This is a genomic window from bacterium SCSIO 12741, assembly GCA_024398055.1.
GTDB lineage: Bacteria > Bacteroidota > Bacteroidia > Flavobacteriales_G > Salibacteraceae > SCSIO-12741.
This window is the reverse complement of sequence record CP073749.1, coordinates 3,042,532-3,067,154: the sequence shown is the minus strand read 5'-3', so window position 1 is coordinate 3,067,154 and position 24,623 is coordinate 3,042,532. Positions and strand designations below refer to the sequence as shown.

18 protein-coding genes are annotated in these 24,623 nt (G+C 43.9%); 5 read left to right on the top strand and 13 right to left on the bottom strand.

Annotated features, from left to right (window positions below):
• Positions 1 to 7 precede the first annotated feature (7 nt).
• Positions 8 to 3,388, bottom strand: a complete 3,381-nt coding sequence (locus KFE98_13050) for a methylmalonyl-CoA mutase family protein (GenBank protein UTW60949.1) — start codon at positions 3,386 to 3,388, stop codon at positions 8 to 10.
• 189 nt (positions 3,389 to 3,577) lie between these two features.
• On the opposite strand from KFE98_13050, the gene KFE98_13045 reads away from it, so the two are divergent.
• A complete protein-coding gene (locus KFE98_13045) occupies positions 3,578 to 4,435 on the top strand; it encodes a gliding motility-associated C-terminal domain-containing protein (protein ID UTW60948.1) in 858 nt (285 codons plus the stop codon).
• Here the strand turns inward: KFE98_13045 and KFE98_13040 are convergent.
• Positions 4,432 to 7,137 (bottom strand): response regulator, encoded by a 2,706-nt coding sequence (locus tag KFE98_13040; protein UTW60947.1) that lies wholly within the window; start codon positions 7,135 to 7,137, stop codon positions 4,432 to 4,434. The two genes, KFE98_13045 and KFE98_13040, sit on opposite strands and share 4 nt — an antisense overlap.
• 80 nt (positions 7,138 to 7,217) lie before the next feature.
• Between KFE98_13040 and KFE98_13035 the strand changes: the two genes are divergently transcribed.
• Positions 7,218 to 7,904 (top strand): response regulator transcription factor, encoded by a 687-nt coding sequence (locus tag KFE98_13035; protein ID UTW60946.1) that lies wholly within the window; start codon positions 7,218 to 7,220, stop codon positions 7,902 to 7,904.
• On the opposite strand, the gene KFE98_13030 is transcribed toward KFE98_13035, so the two are convergent.
• Complete coding sequence (locus KFE98_13030) at positions 7,901 to 8,227, bottom strand: hypothetical protein (GenBank protein UTW60945.1); 327 nt, start codon at positions 8,225 to 8,227, stop codon at positions 7,901 to 7,903. The two genes, KFE98_13035 and KFE98_13030, sit on opposite strands and share 4 nt — an antisense overlap.
• 171 nt (positions 8,228 to 8,398) lie before the next feature.
• Between KFE98_13030 and KFE98_13025 the strand changes: the two genes are divergently transcribed.
• Positions 8,399 to 9,589, top strand: coding sequence for a hypothetical protein (locus KFE98_13025; protein UTW60944.1), 1,191 nt, complete (start codon positions 8,399 to 8,401; stop codon positions 9,587 to 9,589).
• Between the two features lie 236 nt (positions 9,590 to 9,825).
• Here KFE98_13025 and KFE98_13020 read toward each other — a convergent pair whose 3' ends face one another.
• Genes KFE98_13020 through KFE98_13010 form a run of 3 tightly spaced genes read right to left on the bottom strand, consistent with a single transcriptional unit; the run spans position 9,826 to position 15,177 of the window.
• Complete coding sequence (locus KFE98_13020) at positions 9,826 to 12,021, bottom strand: glycosyltransferase (protein ID UTW60943.1); 2,196 nt, start codon at positions 12,019 to 12,021, stop codon at positions 9,826 to 9,828.
• The gene (locus KFE98_13015) at positions 12,005 to 13,117 is read right to left on the bottom strand and encodes a HEAT repeat domain-containing protein (GenBank protein UTW60942.1); all 1,113 of its coding nucleotides are present in this window, start codon (positions 13,115 to 13,117) and stop codon (positions 12,005 to 12,007) included. The genes KFE98_13020 and KFE98_13015 overlap by 17 nt, the downstream gene beginning before the upstream one ends.
• The gene (locus KFE98_13010) at positions 13,105 to 15,177 is read right to left on the bottom strand and encodes a YaiO family outer membrane beta-barrel protein (GenBank protein ID UTW60941.1); all 2,073 of its coding nucleotides are present in this window, start codon (positions 15,175 to 15,177) and stop codon (positions 13,105 to 13,107) included. The genes KFE98_13015 and KFE98_13010 overlap by 13 nt, the downstream gene beginning before the upstream one ends.
• A gap of 273 nt (positions 15,178 to 15,450) precedes the next feature.
• Between KFE98_13010 and KFE98_13005 the strand changes: the two genes are divergently transcribed.
• Positions 15,451 to 15,834, top strand: coding sequence for a response regulator transcription factor (locus KFE98_13005; GenBank protein UTW60940.1), 384 nt, complete (start codon positions 15,451 to 15,453; stop codon positions 15,832 to 15,834).
• A 40-nt stretch (positions 15,835 to 15,874) separates the two neighbouring features.
• Positions 15,875 to 16,732: an ATPase gene (locus KFE98_13000; GenBank protein UTW60939.1), complete on the top strand. Its 858-nt coding sequence runs from the start codon at positions 15,875 to 15,877 to the stop codon at positions 16,730 to 16,732.
• Here KFE98_13000 and KFE98_12995 read toward each other — a convergent pair.
• From KFE98_12995 to rny, 7 genes are all read right to left on the bottom strand, one after another.
• Entirely contained in the window at positions 16,729 to 17,994 is a 1,266-nt protein-coding gene (locus KFE98_12995) for an OmpA family protein (GenBank protein UTW60938.1), read from the bottom strand. The genes KFE98_13000 and KFE98_12995 overlap by 4 nt on opposite strands.
• A 90-nt stretch (positions 17,995 to 18,084) precedes the next feature.
• Entirely contained in the window at positions 18,085 to 18,771 is a 687-nt protein-coding gene (locus KFE98_12990; GenBank protein UTW60937.1) for a hypothetical protein, read from the bottom strand.
• Between the two features lie 183 nt (positions 18,772 to 18,954).
• On the bottom strand, positions 18,955 to 19,422 hold the full coding sequence (locus tag KFE98_12985) for a hypothetical protein (GenBank protein UTW60936.1): 468 nt from the start codon (positions 19,420 to 19,422) through the stop codon (positions 18,955 to 18,957).
• A gap of 53 nt (positions 19,423 to 19,475) precedes the next feature.
• Entirely contained in the window at positions 19,476 to 20,882 is a 1,407-nt protein-coding gene (locus tag KFE98_12980; GenBank protein UTW60935.1) for an FAD-binding protein, read from the bottom strand.
• A gap of 135 nt (positions 20,883 to 21,017) precedes the next feature.
• Complete coding sequence (locus KFE98_12975; protein ID UTW60934.1) at positions 21,018 to 22,040, bottom strand: Gfo/Idh/MocA family oxidoreductase; 1,023 nt, start codon at positions 22,038 to 22,040, stop codon at positions 21,018 to 21,020.
• Positions 22,033 to 23,028, bottom strand: a complete 996-nt coding sequence (locus tag KFE98_12970; protein ID UTW60933.1) for an SDR family oxidoreductase — start codon at positions 23,026 to 23,028, stop codon at positions 22,033 to 22,035. The genes KFE98_12975 and KFE98_12970 overlap by 8 nt, the downstream gene beginning before the upstream one ends.
• Positions 23,029 to 24,570, bottom strand: coding sequence for a ribonuclease Y (gene rny, locus KFE98_12965; GenBank protein UTW60932.1), 1,542 nt, complete (start codon positions 24,568 to 24,570; stop codon positions 23,029 to 23,031).
• Positions 24,571 to 24,623: the final 53 nt, after the last annotated feature.

The window sequence follows — 24,623 nt, the reverse complement described above, 5'->3', positions numbered from 1 at the left end:
TCGCCTTTTACATGTTTCGGCGATACTGACCGCCTACTTCAAACAAAGAGCTTGTAATCTGTCCCAAAGAGCAATACTTGGCTGCATCCATCAGAACTTCAAAGATGTTCTCATTCTTAATGGCCGCTTGCTGAATTTGCCCCAGGTATTCTTTTCCTTCGGCTTCGTTTCGCTTGTGCAGACCTTCCAGCATCGTGATTTGGTATTCCTTCTCCTCAGTAGTCGCCCGAATAACTTCTTGCGGAACAACAGTAGGTGATCCTTTAGAGCTCAAGAAAGTGTTTACCCCAATAATTGGGAAATCTCCATTATGCTTCAAGGTTTCGTAGTACAAAGATTCTTCTTGAATTTTGGAACGCTGATACATAGTTTCCATTGCACCCAATACGCCACCTCTTTCTGTAATTCGGTCAAACTCGGTCAATACCGCTTCTTCCACCAAATCGGTCAACTCTTCGATAATGAAGGCTCCTTGAATCGGGTTTTCATTCTTAGCTAATCCGAGCTCTTTGTTGATAATCAACTGAATCGCCATGGCACGACGTACCGATTCTTCTGTCGGTGTAGTAATGGCTTCATCGTAGGCATTGGTGTGCAAGGAGTTACAGTTATCGTAAATCGCATATAATGCCTGAAGCGTAGTTCGGATATCGTTGAAGTCAATCTCTTGAGCGTGCAAAGATCTTCCTGAAGTTTGAATGTGGTACTTCAGCATTTGAGCTCTTGGTCCTGCTCCGTACTTCAATTTCATTGCCTTGGCCCAAATTCTTCGAGCTACACGACCGATCACCGCATATTCAGGGTCAATACCGTTACTAAAGAAGAAAGACAGGTTTGGACCAAACTTGTTGATGTCCATTCCGCGACTCAAGTAGTATTCAACGTAGGTAAATCCATTGGCCAGTGTAAGCGCCAACTGAGTAATTGGATTAGCCCCGGCTTCTGCGATGTGGTATCCTGAAATCGATACCGAGTAGAAGTTTCTTACGTTGTGATCAATGAAGTATTCCTGAACATCTCCCATCAATCGAAGGGCGAATTCAGTAGAGAAAATACAGGTATTTTGTGCTTGATCCTCCTTAAGAATATCAGCCTGAACCGTACCCCTTACTTTAGATAGGGTGTCTTTCTTGATCTCAGCATAAACATCTGCTGGCAACACTTTATCACCGGTGGTTCCTAAAAGCATGAGTCCCAATCCGTCGTTTCCTTCAGGAAGGTCGCCTTGGTATTTGGGCTGCTCAACACCTTTGTCAGCAAAAATCTTTTTCAGCTTGGTTTGTACTTCTTTTTCCAAACCATTGGCCTTGATGTATTTCTCACATTGTTGATCAATGGCTGCATTCATAAAGAAGCCGAGCAACATGGCTGCAGGACCATTAATGGTCATGGAAACCGAAGTTTTCGGATCTGCCAGATCAAAACCAGAGTAAAGCTTTTTAGCATCGTCGAGGCAGCAGATGGATACACCGGCATTACCAATCTTTCCGTAGATATCCGGACGATAATCCGGGTCATTTCCATATAGGGTTACCGAGTCAAATGCGGTAGACAAACGCTTGGCAGGCATAGCCAAACTCACGTAATGGAAACGCTTATTGGTACGTTCTGGACCACCTTCTCCCGCAAACATTCGGGTTGGATCCTCCCCTTCCCTCTTGAATGGGAATAGACCTGCCGTGTAAGGAAATTCCCCGGGAACATTTTCCTGAAGACTCCATTTCAACACATCCTGCCAACCTTTGTAGGAAGGAAGGGCAACCTTAGGAATTTGAGTATGCGAAAGGGATTCAGAGTGCGTCTGAATAGCAATTTCACGATCTCTCACCTTAAATTTAAATACAGGCTCCTTGTAGCGGGTTACTTTGTCGCCCCACTCTTCCAAAAGCTTCTTGTTTCTTGGATCCAGATCCAACAATACCTTTTCATAAGTTTCCTGAAGTCCTTTTACCAATCGATCCTTGTCCTCGATATCGGTGGCTCCCAAGGTCTTTATACTTTGATCAAGGGCATACAGTTTTCCAGCAATTTCGCTCTGAAGAGAAGCCCAATCGTCGTAGTTTCTATTGTTTTCCGAAATCTCAGATAGGTAGCGAGTTCGGTTCGGTGGAATGATGTAAATCTTTTCCGACATTTCCGAAGAGATCGCAAACTCACTTTTTAGATCAGCTCCGGTTTTCTCAGCCACCTTATCAATAATGGCTTTGTACAAGGTGTTCGTTCCCGGATCGTTGAACTGAGATGCAATCGATCCAAATACCGGCATATCATCAATAGACTGATCCCACAAATTGTGGTTACGCTGGTATTGCTTTTTCACATCGCGTAATGCATCCAAGGCGCCACGCTTGTCAAATTTGTTCAAAGCAATGATGTCAGCAAAATCGAGCATGTCGATTTTTTCCAGCTGAGTAGCTGCTCCATATTCAGGAGTCATTACATACAAGGAAACGTCAGAATGATCCAAAATCTCCGTATCGGACTGACCGATACCAGAGGTTTCCAAAATGATAAGGTCGTAGTTAGCCGCTTTCAAAATTTGTAGAGCTTCGCTTACGTGTTTAGAAAGAGCCAGGTTAGATTGGCGAGTAGCCAAAGAACGCATGTACACCCGATTGTTGCGGATGGAATTCATGCGAATCCGGTCTCCCAATAAAGCTCCTCCTGTTTTACGCTTAGAGGGATCCACGGAAACTACAGCAATGTTTTTGTCTTTAAAATCGAGTAAGAATCGGCGTACCAATTCATCCACCAAAGAGGATTTTCCAGAACCTCCCGTGCCCGTAATACCCAGAACTGGAATATTACGTTGGCCAGCCATTTGGTGAACTTTATCCAGCATGTCTTTCGACTTCTCCGGAAAGTTTTCGGCCGCACTAATCAATCTGGAAATCGATCCCACTTGCTGTTCTTCCAGCTTGTTTATTTCGCCATTCAAATGATCTCCAATAGGAAAATCACTTCTTTGAACCAAGTCATTGATCATTCCCTGAAGACCGAGTTCACGGCCATCATCAGGAGAATAGATACGGGTAATTCCATAATCCTGCAATTCTTTGATTTCTTCAGGAAGAATAACTCCTCCACCTCCACCAAAAATGCGGATGTGTTCGGCTCCCTTCTCTTTCAGCAGGTCGTACATGTACTTAAAATACTCCATATGTCCTCCCTGGTAAGAGGTCATGGCAATGGCGTTTGCATCTTCTTGGATGGCGCAATTAACCACTTCTTCCACACTTCTATCATGCCCCAGGTGAATCACTTCCACTCCAGTAGACTGGATGATTCTGCGCATAATATTGATCGCCGCGTCGTGACCATCAAACAGCGATGCTGCCGTTACTACGCGTACCTTATTCTTGGGGGTGTATTGTTTTACCTGCTCCATATTCTCGAAGATTTCAGAATGCAAAAGTACCTATTTCCGAAGCTCTTGTCAATCCCCCCATGGGCTCAATTTTTCACAAATCCCAAAACCTGTTTTATAAAACGGCACCCTTTATTAGTCGATCGGAGTCAGAATGGGCGGTCTGAGCCTTGGTTAGCGCTGAAGAAAGCCTTAATTTAGCGGGATATTATGCGAAGAAGTCTGTCTTTTCTGTTTCTAACTCTTGGGCTTGGTTTATCCACAAGCACCTTTGCACAGCTGCAAAACGGTGAGGTCCAAGCGGTTCAAGAGCAAGTTCAACAACCTGTTGTCATCCAGGCAGACCAAACTTTATCGTGCAACGGTAAAGCCATTCAACTCTCCGCTACCCATCTTTTGCCCAACGAAAAATTTCAATGGTCGCCCACTGAAGGTCTTTCTGATCCTTCCAGTCCAAACCCGACTGTTGTTCCAGCCCAAACGACGACTTACTACCTTTCCTACGTCAGAAATGGTCGCTCTATGACGAGCAGCATTACTTTGAAGCGGGAAGATGTTCAAGCTTCTTTTGTGGCAGACCCTTTGCGTGGAGCTGCTCCGTTAACGGTTCAATTTACCAATACGAGCAACAACGCTTTTGAATTCAATTGGGATTTTGGCATGCAGGAATCTGTGGAAGAAAGTCCAAGTATCTCCTTTCGTGAAGCAGGTGAATATCCTGTGCAACTAATCGTTGCTGGTGAATTGGGTTGCCGCGATACAGCTATCGGTGAGCCTATCACTACTTTTGAAGAAGCCAAGTTTTTTATTCCAACTACGTTTACACCGAACTACGACGGACTGAACGAAACCTTCGAAATTGTTTCTCAAAATGTGGCTGAGTTTGTTTGTATCATTTACAACAACCACGGAGAAAAGGTGATTGAGTTGCGTAATTCAGACGAATATTGGGATGGTGAGTACAACGGTTACCCTGCACCATCATCCTCTTACACCTACCACATTTTCTACACCGACCTGGCTGGAAACCAAAAGAAGTTGAAAGGCTCTGTTGACCTTCAGCGTTAATTCGAATTCAACGTATTTTCCCGGTAATCCTCAAGTTCCTCTGAACCTTTGGTTATGGTTTCTTCTATCTGTTGAACCGTTGTTTCAAGATCAGTCCATACCTCTGCATCCAGATTATCTTCACCCGGAAGGTTTTCCAGGTAATCCAACTTGCCATCAATAGCCGTAATCCCTACTATATTCAAAGGGGATTTCATTTTATGAGCCATCTTGCCTAAAAGGGAAATATCCTTCGCATGAAAGGCTGATTTAAACTCGCTTAGGTATACCGGCATATCATCGAAATAGGCTTCGATCATTTCCTGAATAAAGTCCAGATCTCCTCTCGAAATGGCTAACAGACCTTTAAGGTTTATCGTGGTGTAATCGGAATCGTTAGAGTTATCCGTGGTAGAAGTTTCAAACTCCGGTGTTTGGTTCGGATCAGATTTCAGGTTGAGCATAGTGGCGATTAGTTCTCCTTTTTTTAAGGGTTTGTTGATAACGGCATTCATGCCTACTTTTTGATAAGAATCGATTTCATCCTTGAGTACGTGGGCGGTTAACGCGATAATAGGCACCTGACTCATTACCCCAGGCATTTTTCGAATAAGCTTAGTGGCTTCTATACCATCCATTTCAGGCATTTGAATATCCATCAGGATGAAATCGTAATTGTGCTCCCGTACCTTTCCTATGGCCTGAATACCGTTGAGGGCCTCATCGGATTTCATGCCTAAATCATTGAGGAATTTCTGGGCCAACAGGCGATTGTTTCGGTTGTCTTCTACCAACAGTACCCGAAGTCCTTCCAGTTGTTTCGCTGCTTCATCGCCATCCTCATAAGGACCTACAATCTGTTCTGGATCACCGTGAAGCATGGGAATTTCCAAAATAAACTCAGAACCTTCCCACGGCTCACTTTTAACCGATATGGTTCCATTGAGTAGTCGGATCAATCGCCTAACGATGGACAATCCCAATCCGGCACCTTCGTAGCGTCGGGAAATGGAACTATCTGCCTGTTTGAACGATTCAAAGATTTCTTGAATGGCTTCCTTCGAAATTCCAATTCCGGTATCCTTTACAATAAAGCAGGCGACAAATCCTTCTGGGGTATTGCGCAACGCTTTCGCCGAAATCCGGATTTTACCCTCATCGGTAAACTTAATGGCATTGTCCAAAAGGTTAGACAGTACCTGAAAAACCCGGACATGATCGGTAAGCATCACTTCAGGGAAATCGGAATCAAGTACCAATTCCAAGGTCAAGCCCTTTTCTCTGGCTTTCCGCTCATGAAGCTTTTGCAGAGACGCAATAAAATCATTAGATCGAATGTGATGCCTATCCAAGGTTAAATCACTGGATTCCAAGCGGGCAACATTCAATATTTCATCCAGCACAATGTGGAGTTTCTCCGCAGATTCGTATATGGCTTGAGCAAATTCGGTAAACTCCGGATTGAGCTGCTGAGATCGCAACATCAATCGGGAGAATCCCAAGATGGAATTCATCGGTGTGCGAATTTCATGGCTCATGTTGGCCAGAAATTCCTGTTTTACCCGAGCACTTTCTTCGGCCTTGAGGAGGGCTTGCTCCAATTTACTTTTGGCTTCTTCCAGCTCGGTTACATCTTCCAGAGTTCCTAACAAGAACAATCGATTGTCCTTTTTCTCGAGGCTTAAATTGACCATCAAGTTCAGGATCTCACCATCGGGAAGTGTATAGTTAAGGTGAAAGTGTTGTTGCTCTGCATTATCAAGTGTTCGTTGCAAAGCTTCTGCCCAAACGCATTTTTCCCCATCTTCCAGTAGTTTGCTAAAATCATCCAGACTATTTAATTGCTTGGGCTCCAGCTCCAACAACTTAATCAAGGTGTCAGACCAGTAGGTTTTCTGGGATTTAACATCAAATTCAAACTCGCCCAATTTGGCCAATTGCTGGGCTCTTTTTAATCGTTGTTGGTGCAGGCTCAGATTATGTTCAGCTTCCTTAATTTGGGAAATATCCCGAAGCATTAGGATAAAATGAATAAGCTCCTTGTCATCGTTATAAGCTGGACTTATGTCCAGGGAATACCAACAAGGTTCTTCCTGGTTCGAATCGGGCTCCAACTCCAACTGAACCGCATTTCCGGATTCCTTTACGGTTTTTATTCCGCGATCTAATACTCCCCTATTGTGATCATTAAAAGCAACGATGTCAAAAATCGTTTTGCCGATTAGTTCCGTGTTTACGGGGTTGAATTTGCGATGAAATTGGCTGTTGTTCCAAAGGATGACCAATTCCGTATCCACCAGTAAAATACTCGATAAACTCTGGCTGGCAGACAGGGAGAGTTTTCTTAATTCTTCCAGGTATCCCTGCTTTTGACGGGATTCATGAAAACGCAGCAATACCAGGCGATTCTTCTGATCTGGGAAAAGGTATTGCGGACTTACGACAAAGGTACTGCTGATTGGTTCATTGATGGGGCGAACTTCAAAAGGTGTGTCAAAACGGATGAGCTGTTCCAAGGATTCTTCTGTCGGTGTGAGCACCGTGAACCAGGAATCCACTTTGAGCCCAGACCAATCTGAATGACTTCGACCGGTTAGTTGCACGAAAGCATTGTTCATGCCCAGCACCTGACCTTGTTCATTGCAAATGGCCGTAGGAACGAGGGCCGAAGAAATGACCTGCTCTATGAGCTCAATTTTTTCCTGAATATCCACCTTTTGCATCCAATTTCGACAAACGAATGTTCGCTACCATGCAAATTAGGGCAAATGAATATATTTTTGGCTAAATACGATAGCAAACTATGAACTGTGTAGTAGTAGACGACGAACACCTGTCCAGAAAGGTTTTGGAAAAGTGCATTAGCCAAACAGATTTTCTGAATTTGGTTGGGTATTACACCAATGCACTGGAGCTCAAAAAGGGCCTGGACGAGAAAAAGATTGACTTGATATTCCTGGATATTCAAATGCCAGAAATGACGGGTATTGAGTTCATTAGAACCATCAAAGACATTCCTCAGGTTATTTTAGTTACCTCCCGCACCAATTACGCCATTGAAGCTTTTGAAAATGATGTAACGGACTATTTGGTTAAACCGATTTCCTACGAGCGTTTTCTGAAAGCCGCTGAGAAAGCCCAAAAAATTCATGAAGCTTTTGGGAATAATGACGCTGAAGAAAACATCATTTACGTCAAAAGTGACTCGCGTTTGATCAAAGTGGACCTTTTATCGGTCACTTTTATCGAGGCTTTGGGCGATTATGTGAGAATTCACACCAAAAGCGGAAAATATACGGTGCTATCAACGATGAAGGCTATGGAAGCCAAATTGCCTTCGGATGACTTTATGAGAATTCATAAATCCTTTATCGTCCGTATTGACAAGATTTTGAAAATTGAGAAGAATACGGTTTACCTGGAAAAAGATCGAATTCCAGTAAGTCGTACTTACAAAGACTCCTTGAAGAGTAGACTAAATATTCTTTAAGAATGTTGTTTGAGGTAAACTTCGACCTCCACTAAGGAGCGTCGGAGTATTTCCTCCAGTCGATCCAGATTGGTTTTGATCAGGACAGCATCTTTAACCTCCACATTTTTTTGAGATTCTATCAGCCCAACGCACTTGTTGGCTTCGTCCATGTGAAAGAGTAAAATGGGAGAGGTCATTTTATGCAACATAAAAAAGAGGCGATCGTAGTCCTTTTTTTCAAGTGCTTCCGACAAGTGGTAGATGTACGACAATATTTCCTGCTGATAGATAACCAGCGTATCGTGAATGAGTTCCTGGTCACCGTGCAACCATTCATCCATTTTAGAAAAATCAATAATAGACTCTCTCATGTCCTCCTCTCCCTGGGGTCAAAAATAACGTACTGAGGAGAATTTCATCCTATTTCTAAAGTCCATTCATCGGGAAAAAATAACTTAGCACCAGTTTTTTAGGAAATTCAGCAGGAATTTCGAATAAAGGGATCGTCTACCATGGAATTACGCAAATGGCTCGTAGGATTGATTTTTCTCATTTTGGCAAGCTTGCCTGTGATAAGTATCGTAGTGTGGTATTTCAGTCCAGAGTACCCGATCAATATCCTGGTTATTGACAAAACTGTATTGACTGAAGAAGGAAATGAGCACCGGAGTTTCAACTGGATCCTAAAACACCACAAATTCGTTAAGCCCAGCAACGAGTTCTATGAAGTAAGCGACTACCTCGGTTTCTTTCCGCTTGACAGTGATCAGTACTACATCTCAGATCTTGAATTGATGGAACCCGAAACGCTGGATAGCCTGGCGGATACGCTCGACATGATGTATTATACGGACTCTTACGGGGTGTATTCAAATGAATGGTACCACTACCGGGAAGTATCGGATCATGTGAAATTGATTTACGGTAGAACTTCGGAACAGGATTATCAATTGCTCGAGCGAATGCACGAACGGCAGAAGCTCATCATGATGGAGTTCAATACCATCGCCTCGCCCACAAACTATAAAATCCGGAAAAAGATTGAAGATGAATTTGGTATTCTTTGGTCGGGATGGATTGGACGGTATTTCTTTTCATTGGATACGAATAAAAACAAGGAGCTACCCCGATGGATTATTCGACTCTATCTGGAACAAAATGAAGGTGATTGGCCCTACAAGGATGCTGGAATTGTCATGGTGCATGAATCGGATAAGATTGTTATTCTGGAAAAGGAAAACGATTTGATTCACGAGGTACCCATCATCAATACCGATGTGTATTACCGGGAGTTTTTTGACGTCCCCCAGTACATTCGTTACCCTTTCTGGTTCGATATTTCTTATCTGCAGTACGATGATCTGGTCGTCTCTACCTTCAAGATACACACCAACCATCGAGGGGACTCGATACTCAAAGCGAACAAAATTCCCAAGGAATTCCCGGCGGTGCTCGGTGACCATATTATTAACCGCTTCTATTATTTCGCCGGAGATTTTGCGGATAATCCCATCCCCTTCACCGCTGTGTATAGTCGAGGAATTGAAAACTTAGACTTCTTCCTCTATAACAACCGAGACCTAAGTGACCGCAAAAAATTCTTCTGGAGATACTACCGACCCATGGTTTCCAAAATCATGCATGACTACTACAAGATGCTCCACTTTGATGAGTATGAGGATGATTTTGAGGATGACCTTTAGAATCTTCAATATTCAATCTTGAATCTTGAATCTTGAGGAGCTAGTCAAATTAAGGGTTTGCAATCCAGAATTCAAGGTTTAATCCTGAATCTTGAGGTGCTCTCCAATTTAATAAATGTTCAAATCCGGAAATCAAGGTTTAATCTTGAATCTCGAGGCGCTCTCCAATTTAAGTGTTCACAATCCAGAATTCAAGATTCAAGATTGAAGATTGAAGATTGAAATTTGAACCCAGCCTATCCTCGAACTCCTCGTAACATCCACGCACCTTCGTTTTCCTCGGCTCGTAGCGTTTTCAGATTTTCAAGAGCTTCTTCTTCGTCGTAGTATTTAACGAAAGTTACCCGGTAAACTTCTCCGTTGGTGTATACCTGGGCTCCTTTGAATCCCTTGCGGCGAAGTTCATTTCTGCGTTTGAAGGCGTTTTTCTCTTCTTTATAGCTTCCTGCAACCAAATAGAATACCCGATTATCCGTTGGCTTCTTTTTAGCCCTGTATTTGGCTTGAATCGCTCGACGAGCTTCTCTGGAATTGGGAGCTGGTGGAGTTGCCGAAGCGGTATTATCTTCTTCCTTTTTAGCCGGAGTAGTTTCCTGCTTTTCAGGCTTTGTGGATGCCACCTGATCGGGTGGAGTTGAGCTTGATGAAGTTGTTTCCCGATTTGAGTTATCGGAATCTGCATCTTGTTCTCTTTGCGTTTGGGCCATAGACTTAGCCAGAGATCGTTGGATACTCTTGGCCAGAATCTCCTTTTCCTTCCGCATGATGGTTTCGGTAGCGGTTTCTTTTTTGACGAATACATTCCTCAACTTCGGATTCATCGCCAGTTCATCTTTGGTCAACAGTTTGTCTAAGTCAACAATGTAGTAAAGGAAAATGGCCATTAAAGCAATAGAAACTGCTGTCCAGGTAGCATAAGAGGCACGAACTGCCGCCTTCTTCGGACCTTCGGTAATAATGCTTTTTACTACCTGAATCCGTTTCGGCTTACCATCTCCATCAAAACCTTTCCTCGCCATTTCTCCCCAGGATGAGGTTCCCAATAAGAAATCGAGATTCCCCATTACAGCTGAATAAACGAGGTGCAAGTGATAGAACAAGGGCTCCAACATACCTACCTGAAGCAAGCGAAGGATATCCCGTTTTCGTTTGTAGTTGTGGTAGGTAATCTCTTCAATAAGCAGGGATAATACGGAAAAGGTAATCGTGAATCCGAAGATCAATAGGATCATTAAACCAAAGAAACTCCAGTTGACCAATCCGGCTACTGCAAGTAGGGCAAACAGCATAAGTCCCATGGCCTCTAAGAGCGGGGCTGCCCATTCAAAGAAAAGCCAGAAAGGGTAGCTCAGCATTCCAATCAACTTATACTTTGGATTGAAAAGCATGCCACGGTGCTGCCATAGGGTTTCTATGGTTCCACGGGTCCATCGGTTACGCTGACGCCCCAATTGACTCCAGGTTTCAGGACTTTCGGTCCAGCACAAAGGATCGGGAATCAAGGCTACGGTATACTGCCGTTTGGTATCGATCATGTGCCGTCTCATACGTACGATGAGCTCCATGTCCTCCCCTACGGTTTTGTTGTCATAGCCACCTACTTCAACAACGATATCTTTTTTAAAGACCCCCAGCGCTCCGGAAATCAAAATCAGTCCATCGAGGAGAGACCAAGCCATACGCCCTAAGAGGAAAGCTCGGATGTATTCCAGTGTTTGAGAACGGGCAACAAAGTTTTTCGGCACCTTCACCTCCACCAACTGGCCGTTTTCAATCACACAGCTATTGGCAATACGAATTACTCCACCCGTGGCAATTACTTCCTTCTTGTTCTCATCCATGAAGGGTTTCATGAGTTTCAAGAGGGCATCCTGTTCCAAAACACAATCCACGTCGATACAGGTCACATAATCGTAGGAAGCAATATTGATGGCCACATTTAAGGCGTCGGATTTACCTCCATTAACCTTGTCCACTACCACCAGCTGGTTAAAAACCTTGTTACGGGATTTGTAAACCGCCCGAACGTCCTTAGTCTTCAGTTTATCGTCAATCGCATAATCTACCGGAACGAGGTCGTATTCTTCAATACAAAGCTCCAGGGTATTGTCTTTACTCCCATCATTAACGATGATTACTTCATAGTTGGAATAATGAATAGATAATAGCGAACGGATATTGTCGATGATGGTAGCCGCCTCGTTGTAGGCTGGAGCAAGGATACTTACCGAGGGAGCAAAATCCGTATTCAGAATATCCTTGTAGTCTACAAAGCTGTTTTTGTGCAAGTATTTGCGAACGGAGATGAAAGAAATAATCGCCAACACCAAGTAGGTAACCATGATGGATACCGAATAGATGTAGAGGATGTTGTAAAACAACTCCACCACGATGTCCCAGAACGAGTTGTCCAGGTCAAATTCTTTCGTCAAGAGCGTGAGTAACAATCTTCCTCCTTTGTTCAGTTAATTCTTTCCGATCCAATTGTTGTAGGATGGATCTCCCTCCTAAGTTTCGCAGGGCCATTCCTGCTCGAAGACCAATTTCGAAATCATCTTGATCTTCAACTAATTCTCTAAAGAAGCTGCGATCTCCGGAGTCTCCCAACTCTGAGAGTGCATCGATGATCTGCAGTTTTATGCTTTTCGGGGAATCCGAATAAATTCTTCTCAAAAAAGGGCAAGCCGATTTGAATTGAAGGCGCACCAAGCTTTGGATATCTTGCTTTACCACTCTCGGATTTTTATGCACCAAAAGTTCAATCACCTGCTTTTCGGCATTGAACTGCTGAAACTGGGCAATCACTTTCAATCCGAAAATGACGACTGAATCATTGTCAGAACTCAACCAGTGCCTTACGTCCGGAATTTCTTCGGGTAGGTAACGCGCCAATTTTTCCAGCATGACCAGCTGCTGCCATTCAGACATCGGATACTTGAGCGATTCTACAAAATGCAAGGCATTCACCCCTTTTAGCGATACAGCCGCATATTGAGCTTCTGCCCGAAGGGTTTTGTTATCGTGGTCAACGTATTTCAGAATCAAGTCGTACTGACTGACTGCCTTAAACTCGGACAGCTCTCTAAAGGCTCCTGCTTTTTCCCACCATTTGCCATCCTTCACTCGTTCAACGGCATAAGGAATTAGACCTACGTCATGGTAGAAGGCTTCCAGTTTTTCAGAGGTTTCCCCAGCCACGTTTTTATGCAGAACATCCATCTCACCAATCAATGCCTTCTGCTGAACAGCATTCAATTTATCGGCGTGGTATTTTTTAATGAGACGTTTGTAATCATCGGTGCCGGGCTCATACTTGGCATCAAACAGAATATTGACGAGAAGGGCTTGAAATTTTTCGTGCCACAAGTCGCTTTCCCTTTCCTTCTTGTTTTTGATGGTTCGGCTCACCAAAATTCCCAATAGAAGAACGATGGAGGAAAAGAACAGAATCACAATGATTACCGTAACAAAACGGTGCGCAAAGTCCTGCTCCATCAGGTAGGTCCATATGTTGCTTAAAACATCCACCAGATTCCTATATTGCTACTGTATATGGTAAAGTTCGGAATTTCTTCGGGTTGATAGTGATCGTAGATAAACCAAGCCCGGCCGTAAAATTGTCTTCCTAATTTTTTCTGAAAAGTGAGCCCGATGTTATAGGACCTGGACTCTACAAATTGGGTAAATGCCGGATCCAAATAGGCATTATCCGGACTGGACCCTGTTCCTGCATTCAATTCCAGATAAGTCAGATTAGATTCCGGAAAGAAGTAACGTGCTTTAACGTTGTACGACTGAAAAACACCACTATCCTTTACGCTAATAAAAGGCCTGAAGGCAAAATAAAAGTTTCCAGGGTAGGCTCCAATACTTCCCGTGTATATGAGTACTTCCTCAGTCGGGTAATTCATGTAGCGCAGTCCAGCTGAAAGCTCTAAGGTCAATGGTAAACGAACATAGGGTTCTATCGCTGCCCTAAAATCTGGAAAAAGAACTCCATTGGACACCCCGGCATTGAGGTATAAATACATCCAATCCGTTAGAACTGGGTAAGCGTCAATTTCGAATTGATATCCGGTAGCTCCTGCCCGATCGGCCATAGTAAGACGTCCCAGAATAACATGGCGTTGAATGCGACGCAGGTATTCAATGGTCAAAGCATGACGATGAAACTCCGAATTATCGTAATAATCGAAAGAATAGTAAGCTCCTAAATTGTTGAGGAAAATATTTTCAGCCTTTTCGGTTAAAGCAGGAATATTAGGGTTGTTGGTATCCCTTACTGCCACCGAATCAATACTTTCAAAGGCCTTCTTTTTTTCGAAGCGTGAAATATGAAGTTGGGTTTTAAGCAAGTATAAATCCACCGATTCCGGGTGACTCTCCAAGAAAGACTCTACCAGTTTTAGGGCTTTTGAGTTTTCCTTGTTCCAATAATGAAGCTTGGCGTAAAGAACCTTGCTGCTCACTTCTAAGTTTTCAGCTTCTTCATCATCTTTGGCTAATACCTCTTTGGCGGGATTGTATTTCTTTTTGCCCGCATAGGCCAGGGCAATAATCCGCTCGACTTCCTCATCACCTGTAAAGTGATGCATCACATAATCAGATACATCTATTATGGTATCATAATTCTCAAGTGCCAACCAGGCATTCAAAGCAATGTTCCAGGCATCGTAGTCCAGGGAATCTTCTTCAATGATAGCAGTCGCTGTATCCACGGCCAATTGGAACGAATCCGTATACAAATAAGACTTGGCTAATTGAGTATGCAGGTTTTTGTCGCGAGGAAAGCGTTCCAGTCCCTTTTGAGCCACGGTTAAAGCCGAATCGGGTTGCTGATCCCACAACAACACATTGACCATCAAATGCCAGGCATCCAGTTTGTTGGAATCGGTTCGAATAACCGTATCCAATTCATCTGAAGCTTGCTTGTAAATTTCCTGACGAGCGTAAATATCAGATCGAAAAACCCGGTAATCCAAATCTTCGGGCTGCAGTTCGTGCATGCTATCACATTGCTGCAAGGCATAGTCGAGTGAATCTTCCCATATAAGAAGACGCAACCGATATTTAACGGCGGGAACGTAATCTGGATAGGTATGTATTTCGGCACCTACGGTGTCCAATGCCGCCAGGTACTCGTCGTTTTCGTAAGTGGCCATGGCGTAGTCGAGCCAAATGCCTTTGTCTTGCGGAAAGTGAACCAAACCATCCGTACTCACGTCCTGAGCTTTTCCCGGCTTTCCAGACCAACGAAGTACGGTGCTCCAAAGGCGGATCACGTCATAATTTTCGGGCTGTTCGTCATAAACCTTTCTACCCTCTTTTTGGGCTCGTTCCAGCTGACCATCCCAGGCCAATACTCGGGTAAGAAGAATACGGGTGTCGAAATGTTCAGGGTAAACGGTAAGGAGGCTGTCGCATTCCGTTATGGCGCTATCAAAATGATTCGCAAAAGCTGTCTCCCTTATTTCCTTGATCCATTGATCCGGATCCCGGCTTTCTTGAGCGTATCCGCCCATAGCGATAGCTGCGAATACCAGTATGGTTATTATTTTCCGCACCATATTAACTCGGTTCCCCTTCATAACCCAGTTGATTTCAGCTCTCCAAACTGAAATTTGTGGGCACAAAAGAAACCTTTTCCATTGAATACAAATATAAGATTAGCAAATTCCCAAGATTTATCGATGTACCGGAGAATAATTCGGTCTACAATAGGATGTTCAGAACTCGGGCTCATTTCCCCGTTGATCCCAAAATAGTATATTCGCGTTAGCGAAGAACAGGCCATTATCGGGGGTAAAAGGCGGTAACGCTTAGTATCGGAAAGCCCTGTTTTCTTTAGGAAAAAGCCTTCAATGAGTTCAAAAATACTGATCGTAGAGGATGAGCGAATGCTGTTAAAAACAGTGGAATTTCGCTTAAAAAAGGAGGGTTACGAAACCTATACCGCAGAGAATGGAAAAGCGGCCATGGACTTATTGGACGAGGTTCTTCCCGATTTGGTGGTGTCAGATATCATGATGCCTTACATCACAGGTCTGGAGTTGGTTAAGTACATCAAAGACATTAAGGAAAAGAGAATTCCGGTGATCATGCTTACTACGCTGCGTCAGGAAAAAAATGTACTCAAAGCCTTTGAATTAGGCGCCGATGAATTCATGACGAAGCCGTTTAGTCCTAACGAACTGGTGATTCGCATCAAACGCTTGTTAATTCAGTATGGCTACTACAAGCCTTGAGGAATTTTCAATGGTCAGCAACAATATTCAATTTTAAGGTTTGGGAATTAAGCTTATTTCGGATGGAGGGTCAACCAAGGCTGATTGGGTAGCTCTAAATGAACAGGGAGAAACGGTTACTTCTTTTGAAACACAAGGTTACAATCCCTTTTACATGGATTCCGATTCGATTGCTTCGAATTTTAAGGAGCAACCTGCACTTTCTTCCTTGGGCTCACAGATTAGTGAAATCTACTTCTATGGATCGGGCTGCTCGAACGATTTGAATAATTCCATCGTCACCCAAGGGTTTCAGCAGGTAATTCCGCAAGCCACCATTTATGTGGAGCACGATTTAAAAGGAGCCGCCTTCGCCACCTGGCAGGGTAAACCGGGCATCACCTGCATTTTGGGAACGGGATCTAATTCTTGTTTTTTCGATGGGCAGGAGGTTTCTGAGGAAATCCCCAGTTTGGGTATGATTCCTGGAGACGAAGCAGGTGGCGGCTACTATGGTAAGTTTTTGGTACGTGATTTCTTTTATCGCCAGATGCCTCCGGAAATCCATCAGGATTTCGAAGCTACTTACCAATTGGAAAAAGATGAAGTGCTCAATCGCCTGTATCAGCAACCTCGACCAAGCGCCTTTTTAGCCCAGTTTATGCCATTTATGGCCAATCATCGCAAGGATCCGTACATCCGAAAGCTGCTGCTTTTTGGGATGCAGGAATTCTTCAAGTACCACATAAGTTGCTATCCGGAATACAAGCAATATCCGGTTCATTTTATTGGATCGATAGCCTGGTACTTTTTAGATGAATTGAAAGAAGTGGCTGAGGAATTTGAGTCTGAAATCGGTAAGGTGATCAAACGGCCAATTGATGGACTCATTGACTACCATCGGCAGTATTCGCTTTAATTCCCTTCAGGAACAAAAATAAATTCCACCCGTCTATTCCGGGATCTTCCGTTATCGTCATCGTTCGATGCAATCGGCTCGGAAGCACCTTTTCCCTCCCATTGAACCCGTGAGATTTGAACCCCTCTGGAAATCAAAAATTCAGCTACTTTTTGAGCCCGCCGTTCTGATAAATCTTGGTTATAAGCGTCAGTACCTACCCGGTCGGTATGGCCTACTACCCGCAATTTAGAATCGGGTTGATCAAGCAAAACCTGAACAATTTGCTTGAGGTAATCCATCGATTGGTCGTCGCTAATTTGATCGGAATTGGTGCGAAAAAGAATGGGTAAACTAATCGAAACCTGATCCGAATCGGCTTGAATTTCTCCTGGCAATCCGCTGAATTTTTCAGCCAAATCCGCAGCGAGGCGATTTTCCAACTTTTGCTGACTTTCTTCACTGGGTTGACTTCTTAATGAATAGGCCTCCAACATGACTGCTGAATCGTAGCGACGATCTCCCACATCAGCAATAGCTATTTTTAGGTGGTAGGTCTCTCCGGGAACTACCCGCGTTTGTGCCTTGAGCAGCCGGGTAAAACCATCGTATTGAAAAGCATAAGCCAGCTCGCCCAAGGTTTTGTTGTTTTCCCATTTCCGGATGTTGTCTTCTTCCCATATCCCATTTTGAATAAAGAGTTCGGGGTGTTTTTCAGCATTGATGTTGTCCACCATTACGGGCTCATTATCGGGTTGCAATAGAGCCAGGTTTCGCTTGAATCCGGTTTCTCGATTGGTAATCCAAAAGGCAAAAATGTCGTTCACTCCTTTGTTGACGTATTCCGGATACTCTTCGGAGGCAAATACAAATCCAAAGGATAGACTATCGTATTGAGCGACCAAATCAAATTCCAATACAGCGGCATCAAAAACTTCTCCGGTTGCAATTTTCTGAAGGTCTCGGTCGGGAAAAGGATAGATTACCGAACTCATTTTTGGATTATCATTGGGTCCAGCAGCTCCCATCACATCTCCAGAAGAAATGATGATGCCTTCGGGCATGACCAAAGAGGTCCACTTATTTTTAAATGAGCCGAGACTTTGTTTGGCTCCTTTGAAATGAACTTTACTTACCTCTACTCCGCTTTCCTCTGCGAGCAAGACCTGCTTTACCCAATAGGCCGCGTTATGCGAAGTATCGATTTGAACCTGAGCCAAAACCTTGTTCGGCAATACGATCATTGCAGTTAAAACCAGAAAAAAAGAGTGCAGATGGTTCATGAAAGGGTAACTCTTGGGGGCTAAGATATTGTTTCGGAAACTTTCGACAAACACGGATATAAAATCCCATTCCCGTATTCTGAACTTAGGTTAGTGCGATTTTAATGGAATTGAAAAATGGTAAATAGGTCTGATTTTGTAGGTTTTCTGGGTTCCATGGAAATAGGTCTTTGAAACCTCTTTTTTTCTCTTCCCTCCTGAGTAAGACAAAACATGAATGTCTGTTTGCCAATCAAGTTTCCCTTGCACGTGCCAAGGCCCAACGGATAAACGTGGAACCTGATCCTCAAGTAACTGCCAGGCAAGATCTTTGCTTTTTTGGGTAACCGCTTTCTGTTTAACAGGACCTTCCAATTCTCCATCTATGACTTTAAAATGGCTTTGTGAAATTCGACAAGAATCTTTGTAGGTTATTGACTGAATCGTAATGTTATGCAAATACAAAGTGTCCCAGGTAAAGTCCAATTCGCCTTCAATTTGAAGGTTTACATCCTGATCTCCGATGATGATGGAAAAGGTATCTTCTACCATCGCTTTTTGAAGGTTAAGGGAATAAAGTAGCCTTCCCTGATCAGTTCGCTTCAATAAAAACTCCTGATTGTCCCACCCTCCGTGATACCTTAATTGGGGAATGGCTTGTTTTTTAGAATGGGGCATTTGAATGGAAACTTCAATGCACAAGGAATCCGATTGGGCAAGGCTCTGATTGGTCCACATAAAAGCGAGCCATACAAGAACCGCAAATCGAAGGAATGAAGATTTTAGAACCGCTTCCATCTTACCGTACCCTTACCCTCCGGTTCATTCTATAGCCGTGTATTTTCCGAGTATGAGATAGACCTTTCACGTCCTTTAAGATATTAACTAACCTACACTCAAGGGTTCTTCCTATTTAAAGGAAATTGGATCAATAAGAATGGGCTATTCTGAGGAAGTCAATAGTTGTTTTCAATCGGGCCTTCATCTTTCTTCGAAGTTCTGATCTTCAATAACTTTTCCTTCTTCATCAAACTTTTCCCATCGACCAACCTTCTCTCCAGATTTGTATTGCCCCTTTCTACGAAGACGACCATTGGAATAATATTCCACAAAAGGACCTTCCAATTTGCCCTGATCCATGAAATACTTTTGTTGGAGCTGTCCATTTTCATGGTAGAAATAAGCCGTGTCTACCATAACGCCTTGTTGCCAGGAGCTTATTTGCTGGTAATTTCCGTTTTGCCAATACCATTTACATACGCCATGGGGCTTTCCTCTGAGATAAATGACTTCCTGCTTTAGCGAATCGTTGGTATATTGAATCGTCTTGTAGAGCGTATCGCAGCGCTTATTGTAGGTTTCCTTTTCACCATTGGATTTATACTTCACCGAAAGCTGAATGGGACAAGGATCAGCCGAATTATCCTGAGCAGAGACCGACAATGTCATTACCCAAATCAAAATGAAAAGGATCCATGGAGCTGATTTCGGTTTCAATCTCATCACTTCAAAAAGACCTTTCCCGGATTTAAAATTCCCTTAGGATCAAACACCTGTTTGATTTGACGTTGAATTTGGAGCTCGGCGTCGCTAAAGACAATATCGAGATAGCCTTTCTGAACATAACCGATTCCATGCTCTCCAGAAATGGTACCACCTAAGGACTTGGTCAGGTGGAAAACTTCCCGAATTCCTTCGGTTAATTTGTTGTTCCAGTCATCTTCGCTCATATCTCCCTTAATGATGTTCACGTGCAGGTTTCCATCGCCCACGTGACCATAGCAAACGGATTTAAACCCATAGCGCTGACCAATTTCTTTTACTCCCCGAAGCAGCTTAGGCATTTCATAGCGTGGTACAACGGTATCTTCTTCTTTGTAAATGGAGTTCTTTTTGACGGCCTCTCCCACTCTTCTCCGCAATTTCCAAAGCGCTTCTTTTTGCGCCTGATCATCGGCAAACAAAACATCCTCGCAACCATGCTCTTCCATAATCGCTGTAATTTGTTCACACTCCTTGTAGAGCACATCCACATCGTTTCCATCTACTTCGATCAGCAAGTGAGCTCCGATGTTTTCGGCTACGGGAATATTAAAATCGTCTACATAGGGAATGGTCCAATCGAGTGCGTCACGTTCCATAAACTCCATTGCACAGGGAGTTAAACCTGACCGAAACACGGAAGAAACGGCTTCGCAGGCCTTCTCAGGGCTTTCAAAAGCCACCAATAAGGTAAGAATATGCTTGGGGTAAGGAATGAGTCTAAAAACGGCTTTGGTGATAATTCCAAGGGTACCTTCACTACCGACCATAAGTTGAGTAAGGTTGTAGCCGGTAGAATTTTTGAGCACATTGGCTCCGGTCCAGATGATATCGCCATTGGGCAATACCACTTCGAGATTAAGCACATAATCCTTGGTCACTCCATACTTTACGGCTTTCGGTCCACCTGAATTGTAGGCCAGATTTCCGCCTATGTAACAGGATCCCCAGCTTGAAGGATCGGGAGGATAGAACAAACCTTTCGAACGTGCTTCATCATGAAATACTTGAGTAATGACCCCAGGTTCCACGGTAGCCTGAAGGTTCTTCTCATCTATTTCAATGATTTGATTCAACCGCTCCATGCTGAGTCCGATTCCCCCATGAATACTCAAGGCACCGCCACTCAATCCTGTTCGCGCACCGATTGGGGTAACTGGAATAGCATGTTCATTGGCCAGTTTCATAATGGCCGAAATCTCCTCCGGATTAGCAGGCTTCACCAATACTTCGGGTGGATAAGAAAGATCCTCGGTTTCATCATGCCCATATTCTATACGGGTTTCCTCATCGATGAAGAGGTAGTTCTCCCCAACAATTTGCTTTAAGGATTCAACGATTTCTGCTGTCAAGGTATTCCAATTCATAGATCACCAAATTACCATATTAATCCGAGACGGTTTGGAACACTGGCCTCAGACTCGAGGGGAATTTCCCGCTCTAACTTTAAGTCAAAAAAAAGACCCGCCGAAGCAGGTCTCTGAACTCTGAATTTGCAAGGATTAACCTTGTCCAATCTTTTTATAAATGCGCTCAATCATTTCAACCACTTTCATCCCTTCAAGGGCATTGGTTGAAATCTCAGCCTTTCCGGTAAGCACATCTACCACGTTTTGAATCACGTAGTGGTGGTTAGCGGCACTTCCTTTATACGTTCCGTAATCGTTTGGTGGATTCGCTGGAGGAAGTTCCGGCATAACGTAATCTTCCACATGGCAGTACTCTACTTTATCCATGTATTGTCCGCTTACTTTAACGCTTCCTTTTTCTCCAATGATAATGATGCTGCTCTCCAAATTCTGCCCCCAAACGGAAGTAGAAAAGTTGAGTGATCCCATCCCTCCATTAACGAAGTCAAAGTTCACGATTCCGGTATCTTCAAATTCGGTAGAAGGGTGATTGTTGTTTATGCTGCGTCCAGAGATGTTTTCGATGTCTCCAAACAACCAATACATGATGTCGATGAAGTGGCTAAACTGGGTAAACAGTGTTCCCCCATCCATTTCTTTCGTCCCTTTCCATCCACCGGGTTTGTAGTAGCGATCATCTCGGTTCCAGTAGCAATTCAACTGAACCATAAAGATTTCGCCAAAACGATTTTCATCCATTAAGGACTTCAACCAGGCTGATGAAGGACTGTATCGATTCTGCTTAACGAGAAATACCTGTCTGGAAACCTGCAAGGCTTTGTAAATCACCTCTTCGGTTTTGTGCTTGGTCAATCCCATGGGCTTTTCAATAACCACGTGACAGCGGTTGCTCAAGGCCTCAATAGCTTGATCGGAATGCACGCCATTTGGGGTACATACATTTACTACATCGATCTCCATCCCAGAAGCATAAAGCTCATCGGAGGAGGCAAACACCTGACAACCGTGATCTTCCTGAGCCAATTTTCTGCGCTCCTCTACCGGATCTACTACTGCGGCTACCTGAGCCAATTCATTTCCGGCAACCATGGCAGCGTGGCGGCGACCAATGTGACCATATCCTACAACGGCGAACTTAAGTTTTCCCTTAGGCATATTTCTCTGCTTTAAAATAATTCCAATACCAATCTATGGCTTCCACCAACCCATCTTTAATGGAATGCTGGGGCGCATAGTTTAATTTTTGCTTCGCTTTTTCGATGGAAGCCAAGGAGTGACGCACATCACCCACCCTCTCCGGACCATAGTTTACTTCTACTCCTGCAATGTCGGAGTCGTAGTCACTCAAAAGGGATTTTAATACATCCATCAACTCATTTAAGGTGGTACTTTCTCCAAATGCTACGTTGTATACTTCGTTTACCGCATCTTGAGACGTGGTTCCTCCAGCTAAATGATTTGCTTGGATAACATTATCGATGTAAGTAAAGTCTCTGGACTGTTTTCCATCACCGTAAATCTCAGGTGACTGATGGTGAATCAAGGCACGAATAAAACGCGGAATGGCTGCTGCATAGGCTCCATTAGGATCCTGATGACGTCCAAATACATTGAAGTAGCGAAGTCCGATTGTTTCGATTCCATAGAGCTTGGAAAACACCTCTGCATACAGTTCATTCACATACTTGCTCACGGCATAAGGTGAAAGGGGCTTACCAATGCGATCTTCTACTTTAGGCAATCCTGGATGGTCACCATAAGTAGAGGAACTGGCTGCATAAACAAAACGATTGACCTTGGCCTTTACCGCTTCATTCATGATGTTTAGAAAGCCATCCACATTTACTGAATTAGTCAGCGTTGGATTGTTAATGGATCTGGGTACAGAGCCTAATGCGGCTTGATGAAGTACTACATCTACTCCAAATAACGCTTCAGCACAGGTTTCTTTATCGCGAATGTCGCCTTCGATAAACCGAAAGTTGGAATGCTGCATCAAAGGCACAATGTTTTCCTTCTTTCCGGTAAGCAGGTTATCCAGACAAATCACTTCATTGTCGTGAATCAGATCTGCACAAAGGTTAGAACCGATAAAACCAGCACCGCCGGTCACCAGAATGCGTTTATTCTCGAGTCTGTTCATCTATTTAGCGTAGGAAATAGCTCGGGTTTCCCGAATCAAGGTCACTTTTACCTGGCCTGGATAGGTCATCTCTTCCTGAATCTTTTGGGAGATCTGGAAGGACAACTCTGAAGCTGCTTTATCATCCACCTTGTCACAATCTACCATAACGCGGAGTTCACGTCCGGCCTGGATAGCGAAGGCTTTGGTTACCCCATCCTGGCTCATGGCCAAGTTCTCGAGGTCTTGCAAACGCTGAATATAGGATTCAACAATCTCTCGACGAGCACCAGGACGTGCACCAGAAATGGCATCACATACCTGAACCAATGGAGAAATCATTGAGGTCATTTCAATTTCATCGTGGTGAGCACCAATGGCGTTGCATACCTGAGGTTTTTCACCGTACTTCTCAGCCAACTTCATACCCAGAATGGCGTGTGGCATATCGGGCTCATCATCGGGCACTTTACCGATATCGTGCAACAATCCAGCTCTTTTGGCCAACTTGGAATTCAGTCCTAATTCGGAAGCCATGGTCGCACACAAATTGGCAACCTCACGGGAGTGTTGCAATAGGTTTTGACCGTAAGAAGAACGGTACTTCATCCGTCCTACCATACGAATCAATTCGGGGTGCAGTCCGTGGATTCCTAAATCAATACAGGTACGCTTACCAGTCTCAATAATTTCTTCTTCCAGTCGCTTACGGGTCTTCGAAACTACTTCTTCAATCCGAGCTGGGTGAATACGTCCATCGGTCACCAACTGGTGAAGAGCCAAACGGGCAATCTCACGACGAACTGGATCAAAGCAGCTTAGGATAATGGCTTCAGGCGTATCGTCCACCACAATTTCTACTCCCGTAGCAGCCTCAATGGCACGAATGTTACGACCTTCCCGACCAATAATCCGACCTTTTACGTCGTCACTTTCAATGTTGAATACGGAAACCGAATTCTCAATGGCGTGCTCGGTAGCAACCCTTTGAATGGTTTGAATGACAATACGTTTGGCTTCCTTATTGGCGTTGATTCGAGCTTCTTCCGTAATTTCCTGAATCACGGTCATCGCTTCGGTACGCGCCTCTTCTTTGAGGGCTTCAGTCAAATCTTTGCGGGCTTCTTCGGCCGTAAGACCGGAAACACCTTCCAATTTCTTGACGTGCTCTGAGTGGATTTTCTCCACTTCATTTTGGCGATTATTCACCAACCTAAGCTTCTCGTCAAGCTTCTTTTGCCGACGATTGTTTTCGTTTTCCTGCTGGCTGGCGTTTTTAATCTTTTGGTTAAGGGTATTTTCTTTTTGCTTGATTCGGTTTTCGGCTTGAGCCACCTTTCCGTTTCTCTCGTTGATCACTTTCTCGTGCTTTTCTTTCAACTGAAGAAACTTCTCCTTCGCCTGCAATATCTTATCCTTCTTGATCACTTCGGCTTCACTTTTGGCCTCATCCAAAAACTGCTGGGCTTGCTTCTCCACATTTTTGCGGAGTAAGAAGTATACGATCAAACTTCCGATCGCCAAACCAGCAACAACACCGAGTGAAATGCTCATCATATCCATTTCTGTTGTTTTTAGGTTAAAAAAAAGCCCGCACAATTCTGTAAACTCCGAAA

Bases quoted from the DNA above. Each gene is read 5' to 3' on its own strand.
- KFE98_12990 (UTW60937.1), bottom strand. From the start codon at position 18,771: ATGGAAGCGGTTCTAAAATCTTCATTCCTTCGATTTGCGGTTCTTGTA.
- KFE98_13030 (UTW60945.1), bottom strand. From the start codon at position 8,227: ATGGATGAATGGTTGCACGGTGACCAGGAACTCATTCACGATACGCTG.
- KFE98_13045 (UTW60948.1), top strand. From the start codon at position 3,578: ATGCGAAGAAGTCTGTCTTTTCTGTTTCTAACTCTTGGGCTTGGTTTA.
- KFE98_12970 (UTW60933.1), bottom strand. From the start codon at position 23,028: ATGAACAGACTCGAGAATAAACGCATTCTGGTGACCGGCGGTGCTGGT.
- KFE98_13040 (UTW60947.1), bottom strand. From the start codon at position 7,137: ATGCAAAAGGTGGATATTCAGGAAAAAATTGAGCTCATAGAGCAGGTC.
- KFE98_13035 (UTW60946.1), top strand. From the start codon at position 7,218: ATGAACTGTGTAGTAGTAGACGACGAACACCTGTCCAGAAAGGTTTTG.
- KFE98_12975 (UTW60934.1), bottom strand. From the start codon at position 22,040: ATGCCTAAGGGAAAACTTAAGTTCGCCGTTGTAGGATATGGTCACATT.
- KFE98_13025 (UTW60944.1), top strand. From the start codon at position 8,399: ATGGAATTACGCAAATGGCTCGTAGGATTGATTTTTCTCATTTTGGCA.
- KFE98_12995 (UTW60938.1), bottom strand. From the start codon at position 17,994: ATGAACCATCTGCACTCTTTTTTTCTGGTTTTAACTGCAATGATCGTA.
- KFE98_12980 (UTW60935.1), bottom strand. From the start codon at position 20,882: ATGAATTGGAATACCTTGACAGCAGAAATCGTTGAATCCTTAAAGCAA.
- KFE98_13005 (UTW60940.1), top strand. From the start codon at position 15,451: ATGAGTTCAAAAATACTGATCGTAGAGGATGAGCGAATGCTGTTAAAA.
- rny (UTW60932.1), bottom strand. From the start codon at position 24,570: ATGGATATGATGAGCATTTCACTCGGTGTTGTTGCTGGTTTGGCGATC.
- KFE98_12985 (UTW60936.1), bottom strand. From the start codon at position 19,422: ATGACATTGTCGGTCTCTGCTCAGGATAATTCGGCTGATCCTTGTCCC.
- KFE98_13010 (UTW60941.1), bottom strand. From the start codon at position 15,177: ATGAAGGGGAACCGAGTTAATATGGTGCGGAAAATAATAACCATACTG.
- KFE98_13050 (UTW60949.1), bottom strand. From the start codon at position 3,388: ATGGAGCAGGTAAAACAATACACCCCCAAGAATAAGGTACGCGTAGTA.